Consider the following 23571-nt stretch of genomic DNA (forward strand, 5'->3'; position numbering starts at 1 on the left):
GCATGATCGTCGTTGCCGTGCCGCGTCGCCTCTCGCCAAGTGCCAATGCGGCGCGGTAGACTTCGGACCACTGACGTCCGCCGTGTCTGCCCTGTCTTGCCACGGTTCGACGCCGCACGAATTCTGCTGCGCGCATGACGCGCGCCACGCTCACTCGCCTACTGCCACGTCTTCTGCCATGTCTTCAGCCACGTCATCGTCGTTGCCACTCGTAGCGCTCACGCCCGCCGACATCCCCCTCGGCGAACCCTTGCTCTGGGCCGTCGTCGACCGTAACGGCGACCCGCTGCTGGCAGAGGGCGATCTCGTCCCGACCCAAGCGGGTCTCGACTGGCTGTTCACGTCATTCGCGCCGCATCGCGTCGCGACACTCGGCGCCGACACCGAAGTGGGCACTGACGAAGGTGCGGCTGCCGACACCGAAGCAAGCACTGACACGCCTGCCGCAGGCGCAGTGGCGGCCACCACCGCCACCGATACCGCAGGCGGCGCACAAACGCAGTACGGACTCACCGACCTCAACCTGCGCCCCGGCGACTGGCTTCAGATTCAGTTGCCGCCCGGCGCCGGTTCGCAGCGCATTCGTACGCGCGTCATCGGCCATGCACCGAATCAGATGCTGTTCGTCACCGCACCGACCGGCCGCTCGGCGCCCCCCTCGTTGCAGGCCAGCGAGCGTCTCGAACTGTGGACGTTCTCGGGGGAAGACATCTATCACTTCGTCTGCACGGTCGAGCGCGTGGAGCGCATGCCGTTCGAGTACGTGGTGCTGTCCGCGCCCGCACAGATCCGCCGCAAGGTGCTGCGCCGCTCGCAACGCGTCTCTGCCCGTCTGGTTGCTTCGATCACGATGGGTGACGCCAAACATCTCGCCCTGTTGCAGGACGTGAGCGCTGAAGGCGTGTCGCTGCTGACCGACACCCCGCTCGGCGCGCCCGGCGACACGATGCAACTGGCTTTCCGTGTGCGAGTCGGCGATATCGATATGCCCGTGGAAGCCACCGGTACGATTCGCGGTATCCAGCAAAACGACGACGGTGCACATCTGCACGGCATCGAATTGCCGTCGCTCGAACCCGCCCATTACGTCGCCCTCAAGTGCTACGTGTACGAGCGCTTGCTTGCGCTCGGAGGCGCGTGATGGCAAAAGCTTCGGAAGGGGAACGTCCGCGCACGCTCGCGAGCCAGACGTTGTTTCGCGGCCTCGATATCGTCGAAGCCGTTGCCGCCGGTATCGACACTGTGCCCGCGCTGTCCGCCCATCTGGGCATCACGTCGTCGACCACGCATCGCATTGCGTCAGCGTTGGTGCATGCCGGTTATCTGCGCTTCGAGCCGCGTCGCGGCTACCGGCTCGGCAACAAGCTGATCGAACTCGGCTTTCTCGCTTACCGGCAGATCGACCTGCCGCGTGTGGCTCGCCCCACGCTCGAAGCCCTTGCCAGCGAGACGCAGGACACCGTGCATCTGGCCGTGGCCGATGGCTGGGAGGTGATGTATCTCGACAAGCTGCCCGGTCAACGGGCGGTGGAAATCAGCTCTCGTATCGGCGGTCGCAAGCCGATTTGCGTGACGGGTGTGGGCAAGGCGCTGCTGCTCGATCAGGACGAAGCCGAATGGCGGGCGCAGCTTGCGCACTATCAGACGCAAGTGCCCGCCCATCCGATCGACACGGCGCCATGGCTCACGCGCATGCGTGACTATGCCCGCCAAGGCTATGCGTTCGATCTGGAAGACGACACCCCGACGATTCGCTGCGTGGCCGCACCGATCTATGACGCCAGCCAGCGCATCGTGGCGGCGATCAGTGTGTCGAGCACCACCAAGTACATGAGCCGCGAGCGCATGCAGGAACTCGTGCCGCGCGTGAAGGACGCCGCCGCACGCATCAGCCAGCAACTCGGCTGGTCGGGCAACGCGCGCTGAGCGGCGTCACCCGCTCTCTCATTCGCGAATAAGCGCGAATAAGCGCAAATAAAAAACGCCGGCCCTTCGTGAGAATGGCCGGCGTGAAGACTTGCCGAGATGCTACAACTGCTTGGGTGAAATCGTCAGGCAGCGCGGCGCTTGAGCAGGTCGAGCGCAACGTCCACAATCATGTCTTCCTGTCCGCCGACCATGCGGCGCTGACCCAGTTCGACCAGAATGTCGACCGTCTTCAGGTCATAGCGCGCCGCTGCCGCTTCGGCGTGACGCAGGAAGCTCGAGTACACACCGGCATACCCCAGCGCCAGCGTCTCGCGATCCACGCGCACGGCGCGATCCTGCAACGGACGCACGATGTCGTCGGCAGCATCCATCAGGGTGTACAGGTCGCAGCCATGGTTCCAGCCCAGACGCGACGCCGCCGCAATAAACACTTCGAGCGGCGCATTGCCGGCGCCCGCGCCCATGCCCGCGAGGCTCGCGTCGATACGGTCGCAGCCCTCTTCCACGGCCACGATCGAGTTCGCCACCCCCAGACTCAGGTTGTGGTGCGCATGCATGCCGGTCAGGGTGTCGGCGTTGAGCACGTCCTTGAACGCGCGGAAACGATCGCGCACGTCGGTCATGCCCAGTGCGCCGCCCGAGTCCACCACGTAGATACACGTCGCGCCGTACGACTCCATCAGCTTGGCCTGCTCCGCCAGATGCTGCGGCGTGGTCATGTGGCTCATCATCAGAAAGCCGACGGTGTCCATCCCCAGTTCGCGGGCGTATTCAATGTGCTGACGCGAAACGTCGGCCTCAGTGCAGTGCGTGGCGATACGCACCACGCGGGCACCGGCGTCATAGGCTTCGCGCAGGTCGTGCACGGTGCCCACGCCCGGCAGCAACAGTGTCGCGACCTTGGCGTGCTGAACGGTTTCAGCAACAGCGGCAATCCATTCGAGATCGGTGTGCGCGCCAAACCCGTAGTTGAAGCTCGATCCCGACAAGCCGTCGCCATGGGCGACTTCGATCGAATCGACGCGGGCGGCATCGAGCGCCGCCGCAATCGCCTTCACATTGGCGATGCTGTACTGGTGACGAATGGCGTGGCTGCCGTCGCGCAGCGTCACGTCGGAGATATAGAGTTTTTTCTGCGTCATGGTGAGGTGTCTTCCCGAAGAGCGTGCGGCGTTCAGGCCGCGAGGGCCAGACGAGTGGCGGCGATACGATCGGCACACGCCAGCGCGGCGCTGGTCATGATGTCGAGGTTGCCTGCATAGGCCGGCAGGTAGTGCGCAGCCCCTTCCACTTCGAGGAATACCGACGTCTTCAGACCCGTCAGCTTGCCGAGACCCGGCACGTTGAGCGGACGCGACGCGTCGAACAGTTCAAATTGCACTTTCTGCTTGAGGCGATAGCCCGGCACATAGGCGTGCACCTTGTCGACCATCGTCTGGATGCTGGCTTCGATGGCGGCCTGATCGCCCGGCTCGGACAGCACGAACACGGTGTCGCGCATGATGAGCGGCGGCTCGGCCGGATTCAGCACGATGATCGCCTTGCCGCGCGATGCGCCGCCCAACACTTCAATCGCCTTCGACGTGGTTTCGGTGAACTCGTCGATGTTGGCGCGCGTGCCGGGGCCGGCCGACTTGCTCGAAATCGACGCGACGATTTCGGCGTAATGCACCTTCGCCACTTGCGAGATCGCCGCGACCATCGGAATCGTGGCCTGACCGCCGCACGTGACCATATTGATGTTGGTGGCGTCGAGATGCGCGTCGAGGTTGATCGACGGAATCACGTACGGCCCGATGGCCGCCGGCGTCAGATCGATCACCTGCACGCCGCGCGCTTGCAGCAGTTCGTTGTGATGCGCGTGCGCTTTGGCCGACGTGGCGTCGAACGCGATGCGAATGTCTTCAAAGCCGGGCATGGCCAGCAGGCCTTCGATACCGCCGGAAGTCACCGGCACACCGAGGCGCTGCGCGCGCGCCAGTCCGTCGGACGCCGGATCGATACCGACCATCGCGCCCATTTCCAGATGCTCGCTATTGCGCATCACCTTGATCATGAGGTCGGTGCCGATGTTGCCCGAACCAATGATCGCCACTTTCTGTTTGCGTCGTTCCGTCACTGTCGTCTCCTGAACGTATCCGTCCACCGCTTACCGGTATGAGGCGCATCGTAATTCCGCCGCTGCTTTAATGTCAATATGTAAACATTGATCTCATATATTGAGATATTTGAAATCGACGAATCTAGTGTCGGCTTATCCACACTTTTTGTTCACAAGCCCGTTGATAACTTGCGGAAAAGCATCGCAAGTGACTGATTCGACAGGGAAGAAATGCAGAGCGCGAAAGTTGTGCCAATCGCTGCAAATCGAGGCACGACGCGTGTTTCGGCGGGGTAACGTTATCCACAGAATTTGTTTGCAAGCCAGTGGACAACTTGCGGATAGCTATCTCAAGTGCTTGATGCGAAGAGGAAAAAGTGCGGCGCGCAATAGATGCGCCAATGTCGAGGCAGGTGATGGCCGCGGTGGCACGTTTGTCGACACGGCCGCCTCCGGATGGTGTGGCCCACGGTTATCCACAGAAAATGTTCACAACCCGGTGCATAACCCGCCCATATCTGGCGTATCTGCTTGATACGAAAGCACTTATGCGCGAAGCAGCAGGTTCGGTCACCGAACGCTTCTTGCGTGGGCATCTTCCCAATTAGCCAGAAGGACGAACTTTCGCGACGAGGGGCGAGTCTAGTTAGTCGGCTTATCACCACCGTCTTTTCACAGCTAACCCACGCCTTTCCTCATGACGTCTCCGAACCCCCAGAACAACGGGCGGCTCGCGCAATCGATTTGTGTCGTACCGCCCCCCTCACGCTTTCCGCTGTCTCGTCTTGCCAGTGTTCCTTCGCGTTCGTCTCTACGCGCCGTCCCCACACTTGCCGCACTGACGACGGCGCTGGCGCTTTCGTGGTCGATCGATGTCCGTGCCACCGAAGAGCCCCAGCGCAGTGGCATCGCCGCGTGGCCGGGCGCCATTGCGGACGAGTTCCGCGATATCGCAGTCGAAGGCGCGAGCGATCTCTACGTGCCGCTGCATACGCATCATTTGCGCTTCGCGTACACGCCCGAAAAAATCTCGCAGTTCAACGAAAACCCGTGGGGTATCGGCTACGGCCGCGTGCTCTCGGATGGCAACGACGGTTCGCGCATGTTGTATGCGATGGTCTTCAAGGACTCGCATAACGACTGGTCGCCGATGATCGGCTATGGGCGGATCTGGAATGTGGCGAAAGCCGGGCCCGTGCGTTTCGGGCTCGGCTATACCGCCTTTCTGATGTCGCGCACCGATACGCTCGGCGGCTTTCCGTTCCCTGCCGCGCTGCCCATTGCAGAAGTCGCCGTGGGCCGCGCGTCGGTGGCGACCACCTATATTCCCGGTGGCAAAGGCAACGGCAACGTGCTGTTCATCTTCGGCCGTTACACGTTCGGCAAAGCAGGCTGATTGCCAAGTTCCGGCGATGTGCGTGCGCACCACGCACCGAAGCCGGCGATATAGCAATAGGCGGCAGCCGGCACCAGAAACGACATGACCACGCCGATGCCGTCCGCGAGCGCGCCTTGCAGATACGGCAGCACGGCACCGCCGACGATGGCCATGCAGATGAGTCCTCCGCCTTCGCTCACACGGGCGCCGAGACCGCCCACCGAGAGCGAGAAGATCGTCGGGAACATGATCGCGTTGCCCAAACCGCACGCAAGCAGCAGCCACATGGCGAACGATGCCGGCAAGGCGAACGACGCGAGAATCAGCAGCAGGTTGTACAACGCGCACAGGCTCAACAACTTGCCGGGCGACACCTGCCGCAGCAGCCACGCGCCGATGAACCGTCCGACCATCGCCCCGCCCCAGTAAAACGCAAGGTAGCGGCTGGCGTGACCATGGTCGGTAATACCGGTATCGGTATGCGTCAGGTAGACGATGAGAAAGCTGCCGATGCTCACCTCTGCCCCGACATACAGAAAGAGCGCCACGATGCCGTAGCGCAGCGGGCGGTGCGCAAGCAGGCTGCGCACGTTGCCGATCAACCCCGGCGGCGTGGTGGCTTCGGCACGTTGCTCGGGTAGCGTCAGTCGCCACAGCACCACACCGCCCAACATCAGCACCGCGGCCAGAAGGCCGTACGGCAGGCGCACGCTGTCCACCGCGTGTCCCGTGGCCGTCGCCGCCTGCGGCGCGAGAATCCACAGCGCAGCGAGCGGCGGGCCGACCGTCGTACCCAACGAGTTGAATGCCTGCACCAACGTGAGGCGGCTTGCTGCCTCACCGCGCGAGCCCAGTGTTTCGACATACGCGTTGACGGCCACTTGCAGCAGCGTGATGCCGCTCGCGAGCACGAACAGCGCGGCGAGAAAGCACGGATACGACACCAGCGCCGCCGCCGGGAAGAACAGCGCGCAGCCCAAACCGGCCAGCCAGAGCGAACTCGCCAGCGCCCGCCGATAGCCCACTCGCGCCGTGTACTGCCCGGCCGGATACGACACCACGAAGTAAGCCGCGAAGAAACTCGACTGGATGAGCGCGGCGTCGCGATACGTCAAATCGAACGCGGCCTTGAAGTGCGGCACGAGAATGTCGTTGAGCGAGGTGATCAACCCCATCGCGAAGAACAGCGTCGCGAGCATCGCAAGCACGCGTTTTGCGGAGGGTGGAACGTTGGGAATCCCTGATAAATCCGTGCTTCTGGTGGCACGTTGCGAGGCGGCTTCTGACGGCGGGGGCACGTGGGACGGGCGATTGACGGTCATGCATGTCTCCAGTGGGCTGTGGCTCGCAAGGCCACGAATCGCCAGTGTAGACCGCTCGATCGGCGACGCACACGCGCTAAGCGTCACATCAGGATGACGCTGAAATGGCACGCGATCCATCGACGACTTGCGATTTCCGCCCTCTGTTCGTCGTTTATTTTCCCTTTGTTTACAGCGTTTTCCACCCGTTCGACACTTGTCAGCGGACGCCTTTTGATTGACTATCCGCTGCATAGGACACACCGCCACATTCGGGGAAACGTCATGCGGGGATTCAAGTCATGGAGTATCGCGGCAGGATGGCTCGTCGCGAGCATGCTCGGTACGCTTGCTACGGCCGGTCTTGCACAAGCGCAGGCCGGTGGCAGCGCACACGAGCCGGTCGCCGGATGCGACTGCGCGCGCATCATTGCCGATTGTTCGGCGTCCGTCGCGGTCATTCCGGTGTTCGCGAGCAACGGGGCCTACTCGGCCGACGTCACGCTGCAAACCAATGCGCCGTCGTGCGCCAAGGTCGATTACCGGCTGGACGACACCGCTTACGTCACCATCCTGCGTGACGGTTCGCAAGGCGGGCAGCGCATGTTCGGCACGCGCCCGCTCACGCGCAACAGCCTGTCGAGCCTGTCATGCCACGTCTGCGCTGCGGCCGCCACGCCGGTGCCGAACGACGGTTTGTCGCCGGACATGGCACGGTTGAGCGGCGCGCCGGGCACGTTCAGCGCTGCGCCGCTGGCACCCGCACCGGCAGCGCCGGCCAACAACGCCACCACTTACGTACCCGCGTCGTCGATACCATCCGCGCCCGCAAGTGCTGCGCCATCGTCCGCCGCGCCCACGCCAACGGCGACGCCCATGCCAAGTTCCATTGGCGACACGGCCGGCCTGAATGCTGTCAACGCGTCGACCTCGGGCTCGCCGGAAGTCGCACGCGACGTCGCCGCAATCAATGCCCCGGCACCTGCCGGCGCAACCATCGTCACCCCGCCGATCCCGCCATCGGCAGCCACGCCGGCCACCGCCGCCACACCGATGCGCGTGGTAAATCCGTCGGGCCGCTGGCGCGGTCTGTGCACGAATGCACCGCCGTGGTGGGGTTTCTGGGGCTCGCCGATGACACGTCTCATGGCGCTGGCGCTCAATGGCGCGCAGGTTACCGGCAACGTCGACGACGTCGAACCGAACATCCACACCACCGTGCAAGGCACGCTCGCGGGCGACCGTCTGCAACTTGCCGGCAGCTACGGCGCGAAGCACGACATCACTTTCGGGGCCGATGGCACGACGCTCACCGACGCCTGGTGCAACCGCGACGGACGCTGCGAAACCTGCCAGATGCAGCGTTTTTGAGCGCGCTGCGGGCAAGTTTCAGATCCGGTTCAGGACAAAGTAAGACAAAGAAAAACGACGGCGCGGAACCCGCGAGTGACACAACGCGACAAAGACGCTGTGTCACGTCGCGAACGAAACACTCGCAAAACACTTCGAAATACGGCTCGCGCGCTGAGAAACCTTATGCGGCAAGCGCGCAACATAATTTGCGCACTACTCGCAGAAAGCGATTTCTTAGGTAGAATCGTCGGCGCAGCAAGACGTATCATTCGGGTGGCCGTTCTACGACGGCACTTTCTTATTCTCATCGATTGGATCGATATGGCAACGGCAAAGAAAGCAGCAGCTAAGAAGGCCCCTGTGGCAAAAAAAGCTCCGGTAGCGAAAAAGGCTCCGGCCGCTAAAAAGGCTCCGGTGAAGAAGGCAGTCGCACCGAAGGCAGCACCGAAGGCAGCAGCGACCGACAAGGTCACGCCGCTCAAGGACTCGCTCAACAAGACGCAACTCGCCGCACACCTCGCAGAGCGTGCTGCTGTCGAAGTGAAGACCGTCAAGGCAGTGCTGGCCGCGCTCGAGAACACCATTCTCGGCGCACTGCACAAGAAGGGCGCTGGCGAATTCACGTTGCATGGCCTGTTCAAGGTCACGACGCAGAAGATCGCCGCCAAGCCGAAGCGCCGTGGCATCGACCCGTTCACGAAGCAAGAACGTGAGTTCGCCGCCAAGCCGGCTTCGACGCGCGTGAAGGTTCGCTCGCTGAAGAAGGTGAAGGACGCTGCACAGTAAGTCTTGCGCGATGCGCTGCCGCCCCACCGGCAGCAGCGAATATCGCAAAACTTGCCGATATGCAGTCAAACGGTGCCGAGATTCGGCACCGTTTTTTTTCGTCCACCGAATCACCACGCCGCCATTTCGCTCGGGTTTGTGCTGAGTGGACGCATGGTGCGTCGCCCGCTAACATCGCTCCGGGCACCGTCAGCGCTCGCGGGGGACTTCCTTGCATTACACGTTTGCGTTCGGCGACGTCTTTGCGGCGTGGCCACTGCTACTCAAGGGCACCTGGATCACCATCGAACTGTCGGCCACCGCCATGGTGCTCGGACTGGCGCTCGCCATCGTCTGCGCGTGGGGCAAAACCTCCGGCCCCGGACCCGTGCGATGGCTCGTGAACGCCTATATCGAGCTGATCCGCAACACCCCCTTCCTCGTTCAGTTGTTCTTCTTTTTCTTCGCGCTGCCCGCCGTCGGATTGCGCTGGAGTCCGCATACGGCAGCGCTCACGGCAATGGTCGTCAACCTCGGCGCCTACGCCACCGAGATCATTCGCGCCGGCATCGATGCCGTTCCGCGCGGGCAGATCGAAGCCGGACTTGCGCTCAACCTCAAGCCTTGGGAAATCTTTCGCTTCGTTATTCTCAAGCCTGCGCTCAAGGCGATTTACCCCGCGCTCACCAGTCAGTTCATCTTGCTGATGCTCAGCTCGGCGGTGGTCTCCGTCATCTCGGCGGACGACCTGACCTCGGTGGCCGCCAATCTGCAATCGCAGACGTTCCGCAGCTTCGAGATCTATATCGTGGTCGCCGCCATCTATCTGCTGCTCTCGCTGGCGTTTTCCGCGCTCTTTCGTGTGATCTACCGCCGCACGCTCGATTTTCCCGAGCGTCGCCAGACCTGAACCCGATACGGAGCACACGCGATGCGGACTTTCGGTTGGCCGGAGTTCTGGTTCATCGTCGAAGCGGCGCGCTGGACGCTTGCCCTGTCTGCCATTGCGTTTGCCGGCGGCGCGGTGCTCGGCCTGATCGTTGCCCTCGCCCGCACCTCAGGCATCGTCGGGTTGCGCAACGCCGCCCTCGCCTTCATCAAGCTGTTTCAGGGCACGCCGCTGCTGCTGCAACTGTTTCTGATTTTCTTTGGCGCGCCGGTGCTCGGGCTGGAAATCGATCCGTGGATTGCTGCGGGTATCGCGCTCATTCTGAATAGCGCCGCGTTTCTCGGGGAAATCTGGCGCGGGTGCATCGAAGCGGTGCCGCACGGTCAGGTTGAGGCCGCGCAGGCACTCTCGTTGTCGTGGTTTAACCGAATGCGCGATGTCGTCCTGCCGCAAGCGGCCCGCATCGCCATTGCGCCGACGGTGGGCTATCTGGTGCAGATCGTCAAAGGCACATCGCTCGCCGCCATCATCGGATTTACCGAAATTACCCGCGCCGGCCAGATCATCAATAACGCCACGTTTCAGCCGCTGATGGTCTTTTCAGTGGTCGGCGCGCTCTACTTCGCGCTGTGCTGGCCGCTGTCGCGTTTGGCGGCACGGCTCGAGCGCCGACAGGCCAGCGCATGGGCGAGGTAATTGAACGACACGGGAACGACCATTGAACGGGATAACGAACGACAGATCGCGACCTATCGATGTCGCACAAGGAGATTCAGCATGACGCGCAAAACCCCTCCCTCGACGACGCCGCCTTCGCAGCGCCGCGTGCACCCGGCCAACGAACCGCGCACGAAAGCGACCACGACCTCGCGCCGCCATTTCATCACCACCGTCGGCATCGCGGCGATGCCTGCTGGTTTTGCCGGTTCGCTGGGCGGCACGCTCGGCAGTCTGCTCACCGGCACGCTGTCGCTGTTCACGACGCCCGCGCACGCGCAAAGCGTGGCCGACATCAAGAAGAAGGGCGCCATCAACGTCGGCATGCTGGTCGACTTTCCGCCGTACGGCACCACGAATGCGCAGAATCAGCCCGACGGCTACGACGCCGACGTGGCCAAACTGCTCGCGAAAGACCTTGGCGTGAAGGTCAATATCGTGCCGGTCACCGGGCCGAATCGCATCCCGTTCCTGCTGACGGGCAAGGTCGATGTGCTCGTCGCGTCGCTGGCCATCACGCCGGAGCGCGCCAAACAGGTGCAATTCTCGAAGCCTTACGCCGCCGCAACGATCGTGCTGCTCGGCAAAGTCGGTGCGCCCATCAAGGCCGCCGCCGATCTGAAAGGCCTGCGTATCGGCGTGGCGCGCGCGAGCACGCAGGATGTGGCGGTCACCAAGACCGCGCCCGAGGGCACGGAAATCCGCCGCTTCGACGACGACGCCTCCGCCATGCAGGCACTGCTCTCCGGTCAGGTCGATGCCATCGGCTGCTCGGTGACAGTGGCCGGCGCGATTCGCCAGCGTGCGCCGGGACAGTACGAACCCAAGTTCAATCTGTTGCAGCAGTCCATGGGCATCGCGCTGCGCCAGAACCAGCCCGAGCTTCTCGCCGCCGTGAACGACTTCGTGACGCGCAACACGGCGAACGGCGAGTTGAACAAGCTCTACCGCAAGTGGCTCGATACCGATCTGCCGAAACTGCAATGAGCGACGTGAATGCAAGCCAGATGAGCGATCCTGCACGCGGCCCGGGCGACGCATCGCCCGGACCGATCATCGAACTCGATGGCGTGAGCAAGTGGTTCGGGCAGTTTCAGGTGCTCACTGAGATCGATCTGCGTGTTGCAGCGGGCGAGCGCATCGTCATTTGCGGGCCGTCGGGCTCCGGCAAATCGACGCTCATTCGCTGCATCAACCGGCTGGAGCCGGTGCAGCGCGGACGTATCGTGGTCGACGGCATCGACCTCACGGCCGGCGGCGCCAATGTGGCCTCCGTCCGGCAGGAAGTCGGCATGGTGTTCCAGCAATTCAATCTCTTCCCGCATCTGACGATTTTGCAGAACTGCACGCTGGCACCGATGCGCTCGCGCAAGCTTTCGCGCGCCGATGCGGAGGCGCTCGCCATGCAATACCTCACGCGCGTGCGCATCCCGGAACAGGCGCACAAGTACCCGAGTCAGTTGTCAGGCGGCCAACAACAGCGCGTCGCCATTGCACGCGCGCTGTGCATGACGCCACGCATCATGCTGTTCGACGAACCGACGTCCGCACTCGATCCCGAAATGGTCAAGGAAGTGCTCGACACAATGATCGGTCTGGCCGAAGACGGCATGACGATGCTGTGCGTCACCCACGAGATGGGTTTCGCGCGCCGTGTGGCCGATCGCGTCATCTTCATGGCCGACGGCAAGATCGTGGAGCAAGCGCCGCCCGCCCAGTTCTTCGATGCGCCGCAACACGAGAAGACTCGCAACTTCCTCGGACAGTTGTTGAGTCATCCGGCGCAGTAACCATCGCTACGGGGCTGTCGTTTCGACGGCCCGCATCCGCGTACTCGCCCGCTGACTCACCTACGCCCCTCCCCGCTCCCTCGCTCAATCCCGCATTGACGCCGGGGCATTCACGCGCCCCGGCTTCAGCGCCGCCCCTCCGCCGAATTCCCCTACTTTTCTTATGGTCATTCGACAAAGAACTTGGTTTAGATGCAATTTAGATATATCGTAAACACGTCTTAACTACATCTGAAGGGGTCGCATCATGCGTGGATCACGAGGCGATTTCATGGGCCGAGGCCCGCTGGGCTTGGATAGCATGGATTTTGACGAGCGCCGCGGCGAGCGTCATGGCCGTCGCGCAAGCGGCGAAGGAATGGGCGACGGTTTCGGCGAAGGCCGCCGGAGCCGGGGTGATGGCGAGGGCCGCGGCGAGCGCGGTGGCCGGGGCGGACGCGGCGGTGGCCGGCTCTTCAGCCACGGCGGGTTGCGCATGGTGCTGCTGCACCTGATCGCGCAGCAACCGCGTCACGGCTACGAACTCATCAAGGCCATCGAAGAAAGCGTGAACGGGACGTACAGCCCGAGCGCCGGCGTGGTGTATCCGACGCTCACACTGCTCGACGAGATGGGCTACATCCGCGTGCAGGAAGGCACCGGCGAAAGTCAGCGCAAATCGTACGAAATCACCGACGCCGGGCGTGAATACCTGGCCGAGAACGAAGCGGCCGTCACCGAGCTGCTCGCGCGGCTGGCCACGCGCCGCGAGCGTTCGGAAGACATGCCGCCGCAAGTCATGCGCGCGCTGCACAACTTCAAATATGCGGTTCACTTGCGTCTGGGCGGCGAGCCGCTCTCGACCGAGCAAGCCAACGCGTTCGCCGCGATTCTCGACGCGGCCGCACAACAACTGGAGCGACTTTGATGCAAGACAACGCTGCACTGAACGCCACACTCGATCGCACGCCGCGCCGCGTGCGCCACGAACTGCGCATGCGCCTGCTGGAAGTGCGCAGCGTGGAATCGGTCACGCCGCATATGCTGCGCGTGACGCTCGGCGGTAATGATCTAGAAGGGTTCACCAGCCCGGGCTTCGACGACCACGTCAAACTGTTCTTCCCGAACCCCGAGACCGGTGAATTGTCGATGCCGCAGGTCGGCCCGGAAGGGGTCGGCAAGCCCGCGCCCGGCGACGCGCCGCGCCTCATGCGCGACTACACGCCGCGCCGCTTCGATGCCGAAACCAAAACGCTGGTCATCGATTTCGCCATGCATGAATCCGGTCCCGCCACGCAGTGGGCACGCTCCGCCAAGCCGGGCGACCGTCTTGGTGTCGGCGGCCCGCGCGGCTCGTTCGTCATTCCGATGAACTTCGACGGCTACGTGCTGATCGGTGACGACACGGCACTGCCGGCCATTTCACGCCGTCTCGCCGAGTTGCCGGCGGGCGCGCTCGTCTTCGTTTTTGCGGAAGTCGACAGCCCGGCAGACCGGCTGCGTTTCACGAGCGAAGCCGACGTCGTGGTGGAGTGGATCTACCGCGAAGGCACGCCCGCAGGCGAAAGCACTGCGCTGATCGACGCACTGAAGGTCGCCACCCTGCCTGCCGGTGATCTGCACGCGTGGGTCGCGGCTGAATCCGGTGTCGCGAAAGCCGTGCGTCAGCATCTGGTCGGCGAGCGCGAACTCAATCCGAAGTGGGTCAAGGCAGCCTCCTACTGGCGTCGCGGGGACGCCGCCGTGCACGAGAACCTCGACGACTGACGTTCGCCGTGTACGCTTTCTACCCTCGTCCGATGAATGAACGCGTGGAACGCACGGAACCTATTGAAACTATGGCATCGCCACTACTGCCCGACACCTGTCTTTTCGCCGGTCTGCCCGCCCGCCCCGATCCGGCGGCGGCGGAGCAGTTCGATACGCTGATCGCGCGCCCGGGCATGCGCGTCGAGCGCATTGTCTCCACCGGTCAGGCATCGCCGCCGGGCTTTTGGTACGACCAGCCGCAACATGAGTGGGTAGTGGTGCTCAGCGGCTCGGCCGGACTGGCCTTCGCCGATGCCCCCGATCAGACGCTGACACTGCGTGCGGGCGACGCCGTGACCATTGCCGCGCACCGCCGTCACCGCGTCGAATGGACGGCACAGGGCGAAGCCACGGTCTGGCTGGCGATTCACTACGACTGAGACCGGCACGCTGAGGTGGCCGACAGCGTGCCGAGGGAAGGCGCCAGTCGAAGTTCTTTGGAGAAATTCCCTGCCGCTTTTCGGAATTGCCTGATGGAAATACCGGGAACAACTTCCGACTATGAAAAAACGCCCGGGGGTGTCGGTTCTCGACACTCAGAAGGCGTTTCATCATAAAGGGGGATTACAACAATGGAGCCACACAAACGGCATGACGGGTTCGAGCGTTGGGCCGCTGGCGCGACGGGGCGTCAATCGGGGCGGGACGACGCCCGCTGGCGTGTGTTTCGGGCCCCGGAGCAGGCCGATTTTCACGGCTTCGTCGTCTGGTGTTACACCCAAGGCGTGTTTCTCGGGCAGGAATTCGACCGCCGTACCGACACCATCACGCACTGCTACGTGCGAAATGGCGCTTGGGCGGTGCAATTCGACTCTTATAACGAAGCCTGCGAACGCGCCTTCGACATCCACGCACCCACGCTCATCCTGTTTGCGCCGGAGCGCAACGGGGGTGTCTTCATCACCAGCACGGAACAGTAACGCCGACGTCGGTGCGGAAGTCTCGTACCCAAACGAAAAGGCACCGGTCCGGCAAATGCCGGCCGGTGCCTTTCGACTTTCTGCACCCGGGTGAGCGATCCGCCGCCCGGGCATTAGCGTCTTGGCTGTTTTAGCTGTAGTTGCGGATGTCGTCGATCTCGGTCTGACCGAAGTCGTCTCGCTCGGTATAGGCAAGAATGCGGCGCGCCACGTCGTCCGGCGTCGACAGCTTGCCAGCGGCCTTCATTTCCTGAAAACGTGCCAACGCCGGGAAGCTCTCGACGCTGCTGCTGCGAATCGTTTCCTGCATGCCGGTATCGACCACGCCCGGCGCCATCGACACGGCTTGCACGCCCTGCTCGCGATGTTCCGCGTTGACCACACGCGTATACATATCCAGTGCAGCCTTCGTCGCGCAGTACACGCCCCAACCGGCATTCGGATTGCGACCGGCGCCGGAGGAGATGTTCACGATCTGGCGGCGGGCGCTCAGGCCTTGTGTGGCGGCGAGAAAGCGAGCGGTCAGCACCATCACGGCCGTCACGTTGAGTGTGAAAGCGGCGCCAATGGCCGCAACGTCCGTCAGGGCCGCCGTATTCGCCACCGGGTTGACCGTCCCTGCGTTGTTGATCAGCAGATAACGCGACGCGTCACGCGGAAGCGACGCGAAAATGCGCTCGGCAACACTCGCAGCGGCGTCGGCATCCGACAGGTCGACCGGCACCTGTTCAAGGGTGACGCCCTGCTCGCGGGCGAGAGCGGCAAGGTCGTCGTCCGTGCGACGTGCCAGCGTGACGAGATGCGTGCCGGGAGCGAGCAGACCACGGGCGAGCGACGCGCCGAGGCCACGCGAGGCACCGGTAAGAATGGCAATCGTTTGGGACATGTGGGGAATGCGGTCGGATAACACCGCGAAAATGACCAACGGGATCGCCATTATCCGCGTAACCGCGGCGCGCCGCTATCCCGAACTCAAGTCGTTTTATCCCGCGAAAAATAACGAATTGCGGCGTTTTTTGCCATTCTGCGTCGGATTGCGGCGGCATTCTCCCACGCAGTGCGTCAAAACGACGCGCAGACTGTGTGCCAAAGCGAAACAGACTATTGCGGAATATAATCGCGAATTCGCCGCGCTTATAACCTAAGGTATTAAGCACGGCCTTCGGCACCAATCGCATGCGTCAATACGTCTCAATTCACGCGCGTCAATGCCCGTGAGCGCCAACGTTGTCGCGCGTTGTCACAGTTAATACAGGCGTTTCAGGTGCACTGCACATGACCGCCTTATGGGTATATATTCCCCCCTCATGGAAACGATACCGAAACTCATTTCGGCGCCTTCTGCTGCGCCCGCCACAAGCAAAACTGCACGCCCGGTACCGCCGCGTCCGCGTCAATACGACGCCCGGCTCGCCCGCTGGATGGTCACGCCGCTCATCAATACGCGCGTCAGTCCGAACCATCTGACCACCCTGCGTCTGATCGTCGGGCTGGCCTGTGCGTGGGCGTTCGCAAAGGGCGGCTATGCGATGGCCAACCTGGGCGCAGTACTGCTCGTGCTGTCGAACTTCATCGATCACACCGATGGCGAACTCGCACGCGTGAGCGGCAAGACGAGCCGTTTCGGCCATCTGTATGACCTCGGGTCGGATGCGTTCGTGACCGTGCTGCTCTTCGGCGGCATCGGCATGGGTGTCGAAGCGATGGCGCCGGGCAGCCTGCCGGTATCCGCATCGGTGCTCGGCTGGATGGCCGGTGTAGCCGTCGCGTTGATCTTCTTCCTGCGCATGCGCATCGAAGACCGCGTGGGCAAGGCCGGCACGAAGCAAGCCTCGGTCGGTGGCTTCGAGACGGAAGACGTGCTTTATCTGATGCCGCTCGTCACGCTGTTCGACGGCACGCGCGGTTTCCTGATCGCTGCCGCCATCGGCGCACCGCTGTTCGCCTTGCTGGTCGTCGCCGATTACGTGCGCGTGATGCGCCGTCCGTTGCCCGCGCAGCCCCAGACAAACAACCACACGAACACCACGACCGACATGACCGACACGACGGCCACGAGCGCTGCTGCCCTTGCCCCTGCACAGGCGGCCCCATCGGCCCCATCGGCCCCGGCCGCCTTTGCTGCCGACGCTGAAATCGAGCGTGCAATGGACGCCATCGACTTCGACTCGGTCACGTCCGAGTTCAAGTCGCAAGACGCGTTCATCTATCTCGAAAAATTCTTGCCGCGCACGGTCACCGATCAGTTGATCGCCGCTGCGCGCGCGGTCACGCCGAACGTGAACCGCAACTATCTGCCCGGCCACAAACAGGGTGGCAGCGTCAGCCGTCACACGCTCGACGAGCTTGCCCCGTTCGTGGCCGAGTTGTATCGCTCGCCTGCCCTGATGCGTTTTCTCGAGCGTCTGGCCGGCGAAAAACTGCTGCCGTCGCCGAAAGAAGACCCGCACGCGTACGCGCTGTATTACTACACGCGTCCGGGCGATCACATCGGCTGGCACTATGACACCTCCTACTACAAGGGCCGCCGTTATACGCTGCTGCTTGGCGTGGTGGACCAATCGAGCTGCAAGCTCGAGTACCGACTTCACACGCGCAATTCGGGCGCGCCGCAAGTCGATGGCGCCGTGGCGTATCCGCCGGGCGCGCTGGTGTTCTTCGACGGGGACAAACTGCATCACCGGATCACGCCGCTCGGCGACAACGAGGAGCGCATCTCGCTCACGTTCGAGTATGTGACCGACCCGCGCATGGGCACTTGGCAGCGCTTCATATCGAATATGAAGGACGCCATCGCTTACTTCGGTTTCCGGCAAGTGTTTCGTCAGGTATTGCAACGGACGAAGCGCTAAATGAACCGGACTGCCATCGTATCTCTGACCCTCGGTATCGCCCTGTTCGTCGCCCTGCTCATCTGGCAGGGCACGGGCTCGGTGATGTCTACGCTGGCCATGGCCGGCTGGGGGTTGCTGCCCATCGCCGCCTTCCACATCGTGCCGCTGGTGCTCGACGCCGCCGCCATTCAGGTGCTGGTCGCGAAATCGTGCTCGCTGCGCCGCGCGGTTCTCACGCGCTGGGTCGGCGAGTCGGTCAACAGCCTGCTGCCGGCTGGTCAGATCGGTGGTCCGATTGCGATGGTGCGTCAGATGAAGCAAAGCGGGATGGCCGGGCGCGAAGCCGCCGCCGCCATTACCGTGAGCACCACCTTGCAGGCCGTCGCGCAGATCGTCTTCGCGCTGCTCGGTCTGGCCGTCTTCGGCATCAGTGCCACGCATGACAGCAACGGCGGCCTGTGGGTGCCGATGTTGCTCGCCACGGCACTGATCTCCGCCCTGCTCTACGCGTTCTACATCGCGCAACGTCGCGGCCTCTTCGGCTGGGCGTTTCGCATGCTCTCGAAAATGTCGTCCAAGCGCGACTGGTCGTCCCTGCTCGACCGGGCCGACGCCGTCGACGAAATCGTGCAGCGCATGTACGGCCAGCGCCGTCAGGTGCTGGCGAGCTTCGCACTCAGTCTGGTGGGCTGGATCGTGGGCACGGCCGAAGTCTGGCTGATCCTGCAATTCATCGGCCACCCGGTGAGCTGGGTCGACGCCATGTTGCTCGAAAGTCTCGGGCAGGCGATTCGTGGTGCCGCGTTCTTCGTGCCGGGCTCGCTCGGCGTCCAGGAAGGCGGCTATCTGCTGCTCGCTCCGCTCGTGGGTCTGCCGGCCGATGCCGCGCTGGCCCTGTCTCTGGCCAAACGTACGCGCGAGTTGTTGCTCGGCGTACCGGGCCTCGTCTATCTGCATTTCTCCGAACGTGGCTGGCGCCGCCGGCGCGCCTCGCAACAAGGCGTGTCGCTGCCCACGGCCACGGATACTGCACCGCTCTAAAGAAGGATACCGACCATGCGGGCCATCATTCTCGCAGCAGGCATGGGCCTGCGTTTGCTCCAGCCCGAAGACAAGCAGTCGCCCAAGTGCCTGCTCAAGTTCGACGGCATGTCGCTGCTCGAGCGCCATCTGCGCATGCTCGCAGCGGTCGGCATCACCGACGTGGTGCTGGCGCTCGGCTTTCACCATGAACAGGTGAGCGAAGAGCTCGATCGCCTGAACTGGACCCCGCGTCCGCAGATTTGCCTGAACCCCGACTATCAGCTCGGCAGCGTGCTCACGCTGCACACGGCCGCCGCTGCGATGACCGCCGGTGGCGACGTGCTCGTGATGGACGCCGACGTGCTCTACGATCAACGCATCTTCAATGCGCTGGTGGCGGGCAAGACGGCCAACCGTCTGCTCATCGACCGCGACTTCGAAGTGGGCGACGAGCCGGTCAAGCTGTGCCTGCGCGACGGCGTGCCGGTCGAACTGCGCAAGCAGGTCATGGTCGGCCTCGAATACGACACCGTAGGCGAGTCGGTCGGCTTCTTCCGTTTCAACGAAGCTACGGCCACGCGACTGGCAGAAATCACGCGCGATTACGTCGAATCGGGCCGCGCCAAGATGCCGCACGAAGAAGCCGTGCGCGATCTGCTGCTCGAACGTGGCGCGCAGTTCGAAACCGCCGATGTCACGGGTTTCCCGTGGATCGAGATTGACTACCCTGAAGATGTGAAGCGCGCCGCCGACCAGGTGCTGCCGCAACTCGAACCGCTCACGATGGTGTCCGAATGAACGCTCCCGACGCATTCACCTTGCCTCCGACCGCCACGCGCGCGGCGCAACTGCGCGCCATGCTGCGCAGCAATCAACTCGAATTCCTGATGGAAGCCCACAACGGCCTGTCGGCGCGCATCGTGCGCGAGGCTGGCTTCAAGGGCATCTGGGCCTCGGGTCTCGCGATCTCCGCCCAGTTCGGCGTGCGCGACAACAACGAAGCCAGTTGGACGCAGGTCGTCGATAACCTCGAATTCATGGCCGATGCCAGCGATCTGCCGATCCTGCTCGACGGCGACACCGGCTACGGCAACTTCAACAACATGCGCCGTCTCGTGCGCAAGCTCGAACAACGCGGCGTGGCCGGCGTGTGTATTGAAGACAAGGTCTTCCCGAAGACCAACAGCTTCATCGGCGGCGAGCGCCAGCCGCTCGCCGACATGGACGAGTTCTGCGGCAAGATCAAGGCCGGCAAGGACTCGCAGGCCGACGACGATTTCTCGATCGTGGCACGTGTCGAAGCACTGATCGCCGGCTGGGGCATGGAAGAAGCCCTGCGCCGCGCCGAGGCCTATCGTCTGGCCGGTGCCGACGCCATTCTGATTCACAGCAAGCTCAAGCGTGCCGACGAGATCGTGCAATTCGCCCGCGAGTGGGATAACCGCTGCCCGCTGGTGATCGTGCCGACCAAGTACTACAGCACGCCGACCGACGTGTTCCGCGAAGCCGGCATCAGCGTCGTGATCTGGGCGAACCATCTGATTCGCTCGGCCACGTCGGCCATGCAGGCCGTGGCTGCCGAGATTCATCGCAACGAGACGCTCATCAACGTCGAAGACCGCATCGCGACCGTCGACGAGATCTTCCGTTTGCAAGACGCCGACGAGTACACCGAAGCCGAAGACCGCTATCTGTCCGCTGCCAACGCCCCGCGCTCGGCCATCGTGCTCGCCGCGAGCCGTGGCAAGAACCTCGAGAGCGTGACGACGGACCGTCCGAAGGTCATGCTGCCGGTCGCCGGCAAGCCGCTGCTGCGCTGGCTGGTCGACGGCTTCAAGAAGCAGAACGTGAACGACATCACGGTCGTCGGCGGCTACCGTGCCGACGCGATCGACACGGCCGGCATCACGCTGGCGATCAACGAGCGCTTTGCCGAGACCGGCGAACTGGCCTCGCTCGCCCGCGTGGGCGATGCCTTCGCACACGACACCGTCATCTCGTATGGCGACCTGCTGTTCCGCAGCTACATCGTGCGCGATCTGGTCGAGAGCGATGCCGACATCACGGTGGTGGTCGACTCCACCGCCGCCACGACGGCCAACGCTAGCGTGCGCGACTTCGCGTACTGCTCGTCCGGCGACGATCGCGGTCTGTTCGGCCAGCAAGTGCTGCTCGAGAAGATCAGCGGCGACGCTACCGACGCCGGGCGCACGCCGAACGGCCGCTGGATCGGTCTGCTGGGCGTGCGTGGCGAAGGCCGCGCGCAAGTGCAACGCGTGTTCACGACGCTTCAGGCCCGCGCCGATTTCGACCAGCTCGGCGTGCCCGACCTGATCAACGCGTTGGTTGCCGACGGCGCAAAGATCGACGTGCAGTACGTGCACGGCCACTGGCGCGGTGTGAACGACATGGAAGAATTCCGCCGTGCGGCAGACTTCGCCCATGGTCAGACGCCGTTCAGCGGTGCCGATACGGAGACGCAAGGTGATTGAAGCGGGTCAGTTCGTCGAAGCCGCGCGCAAGCACGGCTTCACGTGGTACACCGGCGTGCCGTGTTCGTTTCTCACGCCGTTCATCAACTACGTGCTGCAAGACCCGACGCTGCATTACCTGTCGGCGGCCAACGAGGGCGACGCGGTCGCCATCGCGGCGGGCGCCACCCTTGGTGAAGGCCGTGGTGCGCGCGCCGTGACGATGATGCAGAACTCGGGCCTCGGCAACGCCGTGAGCCCGCTCACGTCGCTCACGTGGACGTTCCGTCTGCCGCAGTTGCTGATCGTGACGTGGCGTGGCCAGCCCGGTATCACCGATGAGCCGCAGCATGCGCTCATGGGCCCGATCACGCCGGCCATGCTCGACTTGATGGAAGTGCCGTGGGAGCTGTTCCCGACCGAGCCGGAAGCGATTGTCCCGGCGCTGGAGCGGGCCGTGCGTCACATGGACGAAACAGGCCGCCCCTACGCCCTCGTGATGCAAAAGGGCAGCGTGGCATCGTTCCCGCTGCAACCCACCGAACGCCCGACGCGCCCGGCACAGCCGGCGCCGGCATCGCTCGTGCGCGGTGTCGCACCGGCGGACCTGCCGACGCGCCGAGATGCGCTGGAGCGCGTCATCGCCCATACGCCGCTCGACGGCACGGTGGTGCTCGCCTCGACCGGTTTTTGCGGACGCGAACTCTATGCGCTCGACGACCGGGCCAACCAGTTGTACATGGTCGGATCGATGGGCTGCGTCACCACGCTCGCCCTCGGGCTGGCGCTCGCACGCCCCGACCTGCGTGTGGTCGCGGTCGATGGCGACGGGGCCGCATTGATGCGCATGGGTGCGTTCGCTACGCTGGGCGCTTATGGCCCGTCGAATCTGGTGCATCTGCTGCTCGATAACGCGTCGCACGACTCGACCGGCACGCAGGCCACGGTCTCGCCGACGGTGTCGTTCGCCGGTGTGGCGGCGGCCAGCGGCTATGCACTCGCACTGGAAGGCGATACGCTCGACGTCATCGAACAATTGTTCGACGGTCGTTCGGCGAGCCTGAGCGACGGCCCGCGCTTCGCCTGCCTGACCACGCGCCCCGGCACGCCCGATGGCCTGCCGCGTCCGAAAGTCACGCCGGAAGCCGTCAAGTCGCGTCTGATGGACCACATCGCTCAAGCCCGCGCCTGAGCGTTCTCCTTATAACAATATCCGCCGAGGAAGCTTCGCCATGCTGTTACTGAACCCGGGCCCCGTTACCCTGACCGAGCGTGTCCGCAAGAGCCTGCTGCAACCCGATCTGTGCCACCGCGAGCCCGAGTTCTTCGACTTGCAGGACGAAGCCCGCGCGCGCCTGACGGCCGTCTACGGTCTGGACCCGGCGGTGTGGACGCCGGTGCTGATGACCGGTTCGGGCACGGCAGCGGTCGAAAGCATGACGGCGGGTCTCGTGCCCGAAGGCGGCCGCCTGTTGATCGTGGAGAACGGCGTGTACGGCGAGCGCATCTCGCAGATCGCCAAGCAGTACCGCATCGATCACGACGTCATCCATTTCGAATGGATGCAGGCTCCGGATCTGGCACAGATCGTCAACAAGCTGGACACTGCCGGTGACCGTCCGTACACCAACGTGGCGATCATCCACCACGAGACGACCACGGGCCGCCTGAACGATCTGGGCGGCATCGCGCGCGCCTGCCGCGAGCGCGGCATCGACCTGCTGGTCGACGGCGTGAGCAGCTTTGCCGCCGAAGCCATCGATTTCAACGACTCCGGCATCGTGGCCGTTGCGGCGACTGCGAACAAGTGCGTGCACGGCGTGCCGGGCGTGTCGTTCGTGATGGTGCGCAAGGATGCGCTCGCCAAGGCATTCAGCCGCACGTATTACCTCGACATCGCACGGCTGGCCAAGCTGCAAGCCGAGCGCAACACGCCGTTCACGCCGTCCGTGCACGCTTACTACGCGCTGGTCGAAGCACTGCGCGAACTCGACGAGGCCGGCGGCTGGCAGAAGCGCCACGCCCACTACGGTGCCCTCGCCGAGCAAGCCCGTGCCGGACTGGCCGCGCTGGGCATGGATGCCGTGCTGCCGCCGAATGAATCGTCGGTCGTGCTGCGCGCCTACAAGCTGCCGGCGGGCGTGGATTATCCCCGTCTGCACGACTGGCTCAAGGCCGATGGCTTTGTGATCTATGCAGGCCAAGGCGGCCTGTCGAAAGAACTGTTCCGTATCTCGACGATGGGCAACCTCACGTCGGCCGACATCGATCGCCTGCTGGCGTCGTTCGCCCGGTTGGTGAAGTAAGCGCGG

Annotated in this window: 24 protein-coding genes and 1 pseudogene; 21 read left to right on the top strand and 4 right to left on the bottom strand. The window is 63.7% G+C overall.

The window, feature by feature from the left end:
- The first annotated feature begins 178 nt into the window (after positions 1–178).
- Both CDV46_RS19010 and CDV46_RS19015 read left to right on the top strand, forming a co-directional pair.
- On the top strand, positions 179–1141 hold the full coding sequence (locus tag CDV46_RS19010; protein ID WP_176399120.1) for a flagellar brake protein: 963 nt from the start codon (positions 179–181) through the stop codon (positions 1139–1141).
- The gene (locus CDV46_RS19015) at positions 1141–1926 is read left to right on the top strand and encodes an IclR family transcriptional regulator (RefSeq protein WP_087724242.1); all 786 of its coding nucleotides are present in this window, start codon (positions 1141–1143) and stop codon (positions 1924–1926) included. The genes CDV46_RS19010 and CDV46_RS19015 overlap by 1 nt, the downstream gene beginning before the upstream one ends.
- Before the next feature lie 125 nt (positions 1927–2051).
- Here CDV46_RS19015 and dmpG read toward each other — a convergent pair whose 3' ends face one another.
- Positions 2052–3071: a 4-hydroxy-2-oxovalerate aldolase gene (gene dmpG / locus CDV46_RS19020; RefSeq protein ID WP_058379699.1), complete on the bottom strand. Its 1020-nt coding sequence runs from the start codon at positions 3069–3071 to the stop codon at positions 2052–2054.
- 32 nt (positions 3072–3103) lie between these two features.
- On the bottom strand, positions 3104–4048 hold the full coding sequence (locus tag CDV46_RS19025; RefSeq protein WP_058379700.1) for an acetaldehyde dehydrogenase (acetylating): 945 nt from the start codon (positions 4046–4048) through the stop codon (positions 3104–3106).
- Between the two features lie 679 nt (positions 4049–4727).
- Here CDV46_RS19025 and pagP point away from each other — a divergent pair.
- Positions 4728–5426: a lipid IV(A) palmitoyltransferase PagP gene (pagP, locus tag CDV46_RS19030; protein ID WP_087688477.1), complete on the top strand. Its 699-nt coding sequence runs from the start codon at positions 4728–4730 to the stop codon at positions 5424–5426.
- Here pagP and CDV46_RS19035 read toward each other — a convergent pair.
- Complete coding sequence (locus CDV46_RS19035) at positions 5402–6607, bottom strand: sugar MFS transporter (protein ID WP_249277568.1); 1206 nt, start codon at positions 6605–6607, stop codon at positions 5402–5404. The genes pagP and CDV46_RS19035 overlap by 25 nt on opposite strands.
- A 387-nt stretch (positions 6608–6994) precedes the next feature.
- On the opposite strand from CDV46_RS19035, the gene CDV46_RS19040 reads away from it, so the two are divergent.
- The 10 genes from CDV46_RS19040 to CDV46_RS19085 all read left to right on the top strand — a co-directional run bounded on the left by CDV46_RS19040 (position 6995) and on the right by CDV46_RS19085 (position 14931).
- On the top strand, positions 6995–8080 hold the full coding sequence (locus tag CDV46_RS19040; RefSeq protein WP_087724244.1) for a hypothetical protein: 1086 nt from the start codon (positions 6995–6997) through the stop codon (positions 8078–8080).
- A 303-nt stretch (positions 8081–8383) separates the two neighbouring features.
- Positions 8384–8848, top strand: a complete 465-nt coding sequence (locus tag CDV46_RS19045; protein WP_087688480.1) for an HU family DNA-binding protein — start codon at positions 8384–8386, stop codon at positions 8846–8848.
- A 211-nt stretch (positions 8849–9059) separates the two neighbouring features.
- Complete coding sequence (locus CDV46_RS19050; protein ID WP_058379704.1) at positions 9060–9737, top strand: amino acid ABC transporter permease; 678 nt, start codon at positions 9060–9062, stop codon at positions 9735–9737.
- A 21-nt stretch (positions 9738–9758) separates the two neighbouring features.
- Complete coding sequence (locus tag CDV46_RS19055; protein ID WP_087688481.1) at positions 9759–10412, top strand: amino acid ABC transporter permease; 654 nt, start codon at positions 9759–9761, stop codon at positions 10410–10412.
- 81 nt (positions 10413–10493) lie between these two features.
- Entirely contained in the window at positions 10494–11420 is a 927-nt protein-coding gene (locus CDV46_RS19060; protein WP_441339342.1) for a transporter substrate-binding domain-containing protein, read from the top strand.
- The gene (locus CDV46_RS19065) at positions 11417–12223 is read left to right on the top strand and encodes an amino acid ABC transporter ATP-binding protein (RefSeq protein WP_441339343.1); all 807 of its coding nucleotides are present in this window, start codon (positions 11417–11419) and stop codon (positions 12221–12223) included. The genes CDV46_RS19060 and CDV46_RS19065 overlap by 4 nt, the downstream gene beginning before the upstream one ends.
- A gap of 271 nt (positions 12224–12494) precedes the next feature.
- Entirely contained in the window at positions 12495–13130 is a 636-nt protein-coding gene (locus tag CDV46_RS19070) for a PadR family transcriptional regulator (protein WP_254916120.1), read from the top strand.
- Positions 13130–13969 carry a siderophore-interacting protein gene (locus tag CDV46_RS19075; RefSeq protein ID WP_087724248.1) on the top strand — a complete coding sequence of 280 codons (840 nt, stop codon included), beginning with the start codon at positions 13130–13132 and terminating at the stop codon, positions 13967–13969. Before CDV46_RS19070 ends, CDV46_RS19075 begins: the two co-directional genes overlap by 1 nt.
- Before the next feature lie 71 nt (positions 13970–14040).
- The gene (locus CDV46_RS19080) at positions 14041–14391 is read left to right on the top strand and encodes a cupin domain-containing protein (RefSeq protein ID WP_087724250.1); all 351 of its coding nucleotides are present in this window, start codon (positions 14041–14043) and stop codon (positions 14389–14391) included.
- 192 nt (positions 14392–14583) lie between these two features.
- Positions 14584–14931, top strand: coding sequence for a hypothetical protein (locus tag CDV46_RS19085; RefSeq protein ID WP_087688485.1), 348 nt, complete (start codon positions 14584–14586; stop codon positions 14929–14931).
- Between the two features lie 130 nt (positions 14932–15061).
- On the opposite strand, the gene CDV46_RS19090 is transcribed toward CDV46_RS19085, so the two are convergent.
- Positions 15062–15817, bottom strand: coding sequence for an SDR family oxidoreductase (locus tag CDV46_RS19090; protein WP_087688762.1), 756 nt, complete (start codon positions 15815–15817; stop codon positions 15062–15064).
- Positions 15818–15848: 31 nt separating this feature from the next.
- Here CDV46_RS19090 and CDV46_RS26895 point away from each other — a divergent pair, with 31 nt between their 5' ends.
- From CDV46_RS26895 to CDV46_RS19125, 8 genes and pseudogenes are all read left to right on the top strand, one after another.
- Positions 15849–16076 (top strand): hypothetical protein, encoded by a 228-nt coding sequence (locus CDV46_RS26895; RefSeq protein ID WP_140413425.1) that lies wholly within the window; start codon positions 15849–15851, stop codon positions 16074–16076.
- A gap of 162 nt (positions 16077–16238) precedes the next feature.
- Positions 16239–16940 (top strand): annotated as a pseudogene (locus CDV46_RS27720) (CDP-alcohol phosphatidyltransferase family protein); the annotation flags it as partial.
- Positions 16941–16967: 27 nt separating this feature from the next.
- Positions 16968–17783, top strand: coding sequence for a HalD/BesD family halogenase (locus CDV46_RS19100; protein ID WP_087724608.1), 816 nt, complete (start codon positions 16968–16970; stop codon positions 17781–17783).
- Positions 17784–18806: a flippase-like domain-containing protein gene (locus tag CDV46_RS19105; RefSeq protein WP_087688486.1), complete on the top strand. Its 1023-nt coding sequence runs from the start codon at positions 17784–17786 to the stop codon at positions 18804–18806. It begins immediately after the preceding gene.
- A 15-nt stretch (positions 18807–18821) separates the two neighbouring features.
- Positions 18822–19586: a phosphocholine cytidylyltransferase family protein gene (locus tag CDV46_RS19110; protein ID WP_058379711.1), complete on the top strand. Its 765-nt coding sequence runs from the start codon at positions 18822–18824 to the stop codon at positions 19584–19586.
- Complete coding sequence (gene aepX / locus CDV46_RS19115) at positions 19583–21280, top strand: phosphoenolpyruvate mutase (RefSeq protein WP_058379712.1); 1698 nt, start codon at positions 19583–19585, stop codon at positions 21278–21280. Before CDV46_RS19110 ends, aepX begins: the two co-directional genes overlap by 4 nt.
- Positions 21273–22451, top strand: a complete 1179-nt coding sequence (gene aepY, locus CDV46_RS19120) for a phosphonopyruvate decarboxylase (protein ID WP_087724252.1) — start codon at positions 21273–21275, stop codon at positions 22449–22451. Before aepX ends, aepY begins: the two co-directional genes overlap by 8 nt.
- Before the next feature lie 40 nt (positions 22452–22491).
- Entirely contained in the window at positions 22492–23565 is a 1074-nt protein-coding gene (locus tag CDV46_RS19125) for a 2-aminoethylphosphonate aminotransferase (RefSeq protein ID WP_058379714.1), read from the top strand.
- The last annotated feature ends 6 nt before the right edge of the window (positions 23566–23571 follow it).

Source organism: Pandoraea sp. PE-S2T-3, from assembly GCF_002179965.1.
GTDB lineage: Bacteria > Pseudomonadota > Gammaproteobacteria > Burkholderiales > Burkholderiaceae > Pandoraea.

What these genes read in the sequence shown, in the direction of transcription:
- CDV46_RS19010 (WP_176399120.1), top strand. Translation starts at nt 179, where the DNA reads ATGTCTTCAGCCACGTCATCGTCGTTGCCACTCGTAGCGCTCACGCCC.
- CDV46_RS19015 (WP_087724242.1), top strand. Translation starts at nt 1,141, where the DNA reads ATGGCAAAAGCTTCGGAAGGGGAACGTCCGCGCACGCTCGCGAGCCAG.
- dmpG (WP_058379699.1), bottom strand. Translation starts at nt 3,071, where the DNA reads ATGACGCAGAAAAAACTCTATATCTCCGACGTGACGCTGCGCGACGGC.
- pagP (WP_087688477.1), top strand. Translation starts at nt 4,728, where the DNA reads ATGACGTCTCCGAACCCCCAGAACAACGGGCGGCTCGCGCAATCGATT.
- CDV46_RS19035 (WP_249277568.1), bottom strand. Translation starts at nt 6,607, where the DNA reads ATGCTCGCGACGCTGTTCTTCGCGATGGGGTTGATCACCTCGCTCAAC.
- CDV46_RS19040 (WP_087724244.1), top strand. Translation starts at nt 6,995, where the DNA reads ATGCGGGGATTCAAGTCATGGAGTATCGCGGCAGGATGGCTCGTCGCG.
- CDV46_RS19045 (WP_087688480.1), top strand. Translation starts at nt 8,384, where the DNA reads ATGGCAACGGCAAAGAAAGCAGCAGCTAAGAAGGCCCCTGTGGCAAAA.
- CDV46_RS19055 (WP_087688481.1), top strand. Translation starts at nt 9,759, where the DNA reads ATGCGGACTTTCGGTTGGCCGGAGTTCTGGTTCATCGTCGAAGCGGCG.
- CDV46_RS19060 (WP_441339342.1), top strand. Translation starts at nt 10,494, where the DNA reads ATGACGCGCAAAACCCCTCCCTCGACGACGCCGCCTTCGCAGCGCCGC.
- CDV46_RS19065 (WP_441339343.1), top strand. Translation starts at nt 11,417, where the DNA reads ATGAGCGACGTGAATGCAAGCCAGATGAGCGATCCTGCACGCGGCCCG.
- CDV46_RS19070 (WP_254916120.1), top strand. Translation starts at nt 12,495, where the DNA reads ATGGGCCGAGGCCCGCTGGGCTTGGATAGCATGGATTTTGACGAGCGC.
- CDV46_RS19075 (WP_087724248.1), top strand. Translation starts at nt 13,130, where the DNA reads ATGCAAGACAACGCTGCACTGAACGCCACACTCGATCGCACGCCGCGC.
- CDV46_RS19080 (WP_087724250.1), top strand. Translation starts at nt 14,041, where the DNA reads ATGGCATCGCCACTACTGCCCGACACCTGTCTTTTCGCCGGTCTGCCC.
- CDV46_RS19085 (WP_087688485.1), top strand. Translation starts at nt 14,584, where the DNA reads ATGGAGCCACACAAACGGCATGACGGGTTCGAGCGTTGGGCCGCTGGC.
- CDV46_RS19090 (WP_087688762.1), bottom strand. Translation starts at nt 15,817, where the DNA reads ATGTCCCAAACGATTGCCATTCTTACCGGTGCCTCGCGTGGCCTCGGC.
- CDV46_RS26895 (WP_140413425.1), top strand. Translation starts at nt 15,849, where the DNA reads ATGACCAACGGGATCGCCATTATCCGCGTAACCGCGGCGCGCCGCTAT.
- CDV46_RS19100 (WP_087724608.1), top strand. Translation starts at nt 16,968, where the DNA reads ATGACCGACACGACGGCCACGAGCGCTGCTGCCCTTGCCCCTGCACAG.
- CDV46_RS19105 (WP_087688486.1), top strand. Translation starts at nt 17,784, where the DNA reads ATGAACCGGACTGCCATCGTATCTCTGACCCTCGGTATCGCCCTGTTC.
- CDV46_RS19110 (WP_058379711.1), top strand. Translation starts at nt 18,822, where the DNA reads ATGCGGGCCATCATTCTCGCAGCAGGCATGGGCCTGCGTTTGCTCCAG.
- aepX (WP_058379712.1), top strand. Translation starts at nt 19,583, where the DNA reads ATGAACGCTCCCGACGCATTCACCTTGCCTCCGACCGCCACGCGCGCG.
- CDV46_RS19125 (WP_058379714.1), top strand. Translation starts at nt 22,492, where the DNA reads ATGCTGTTACTGAACCCGGGCCCCGTTACCCTGACCGAGCGTGTCCGC.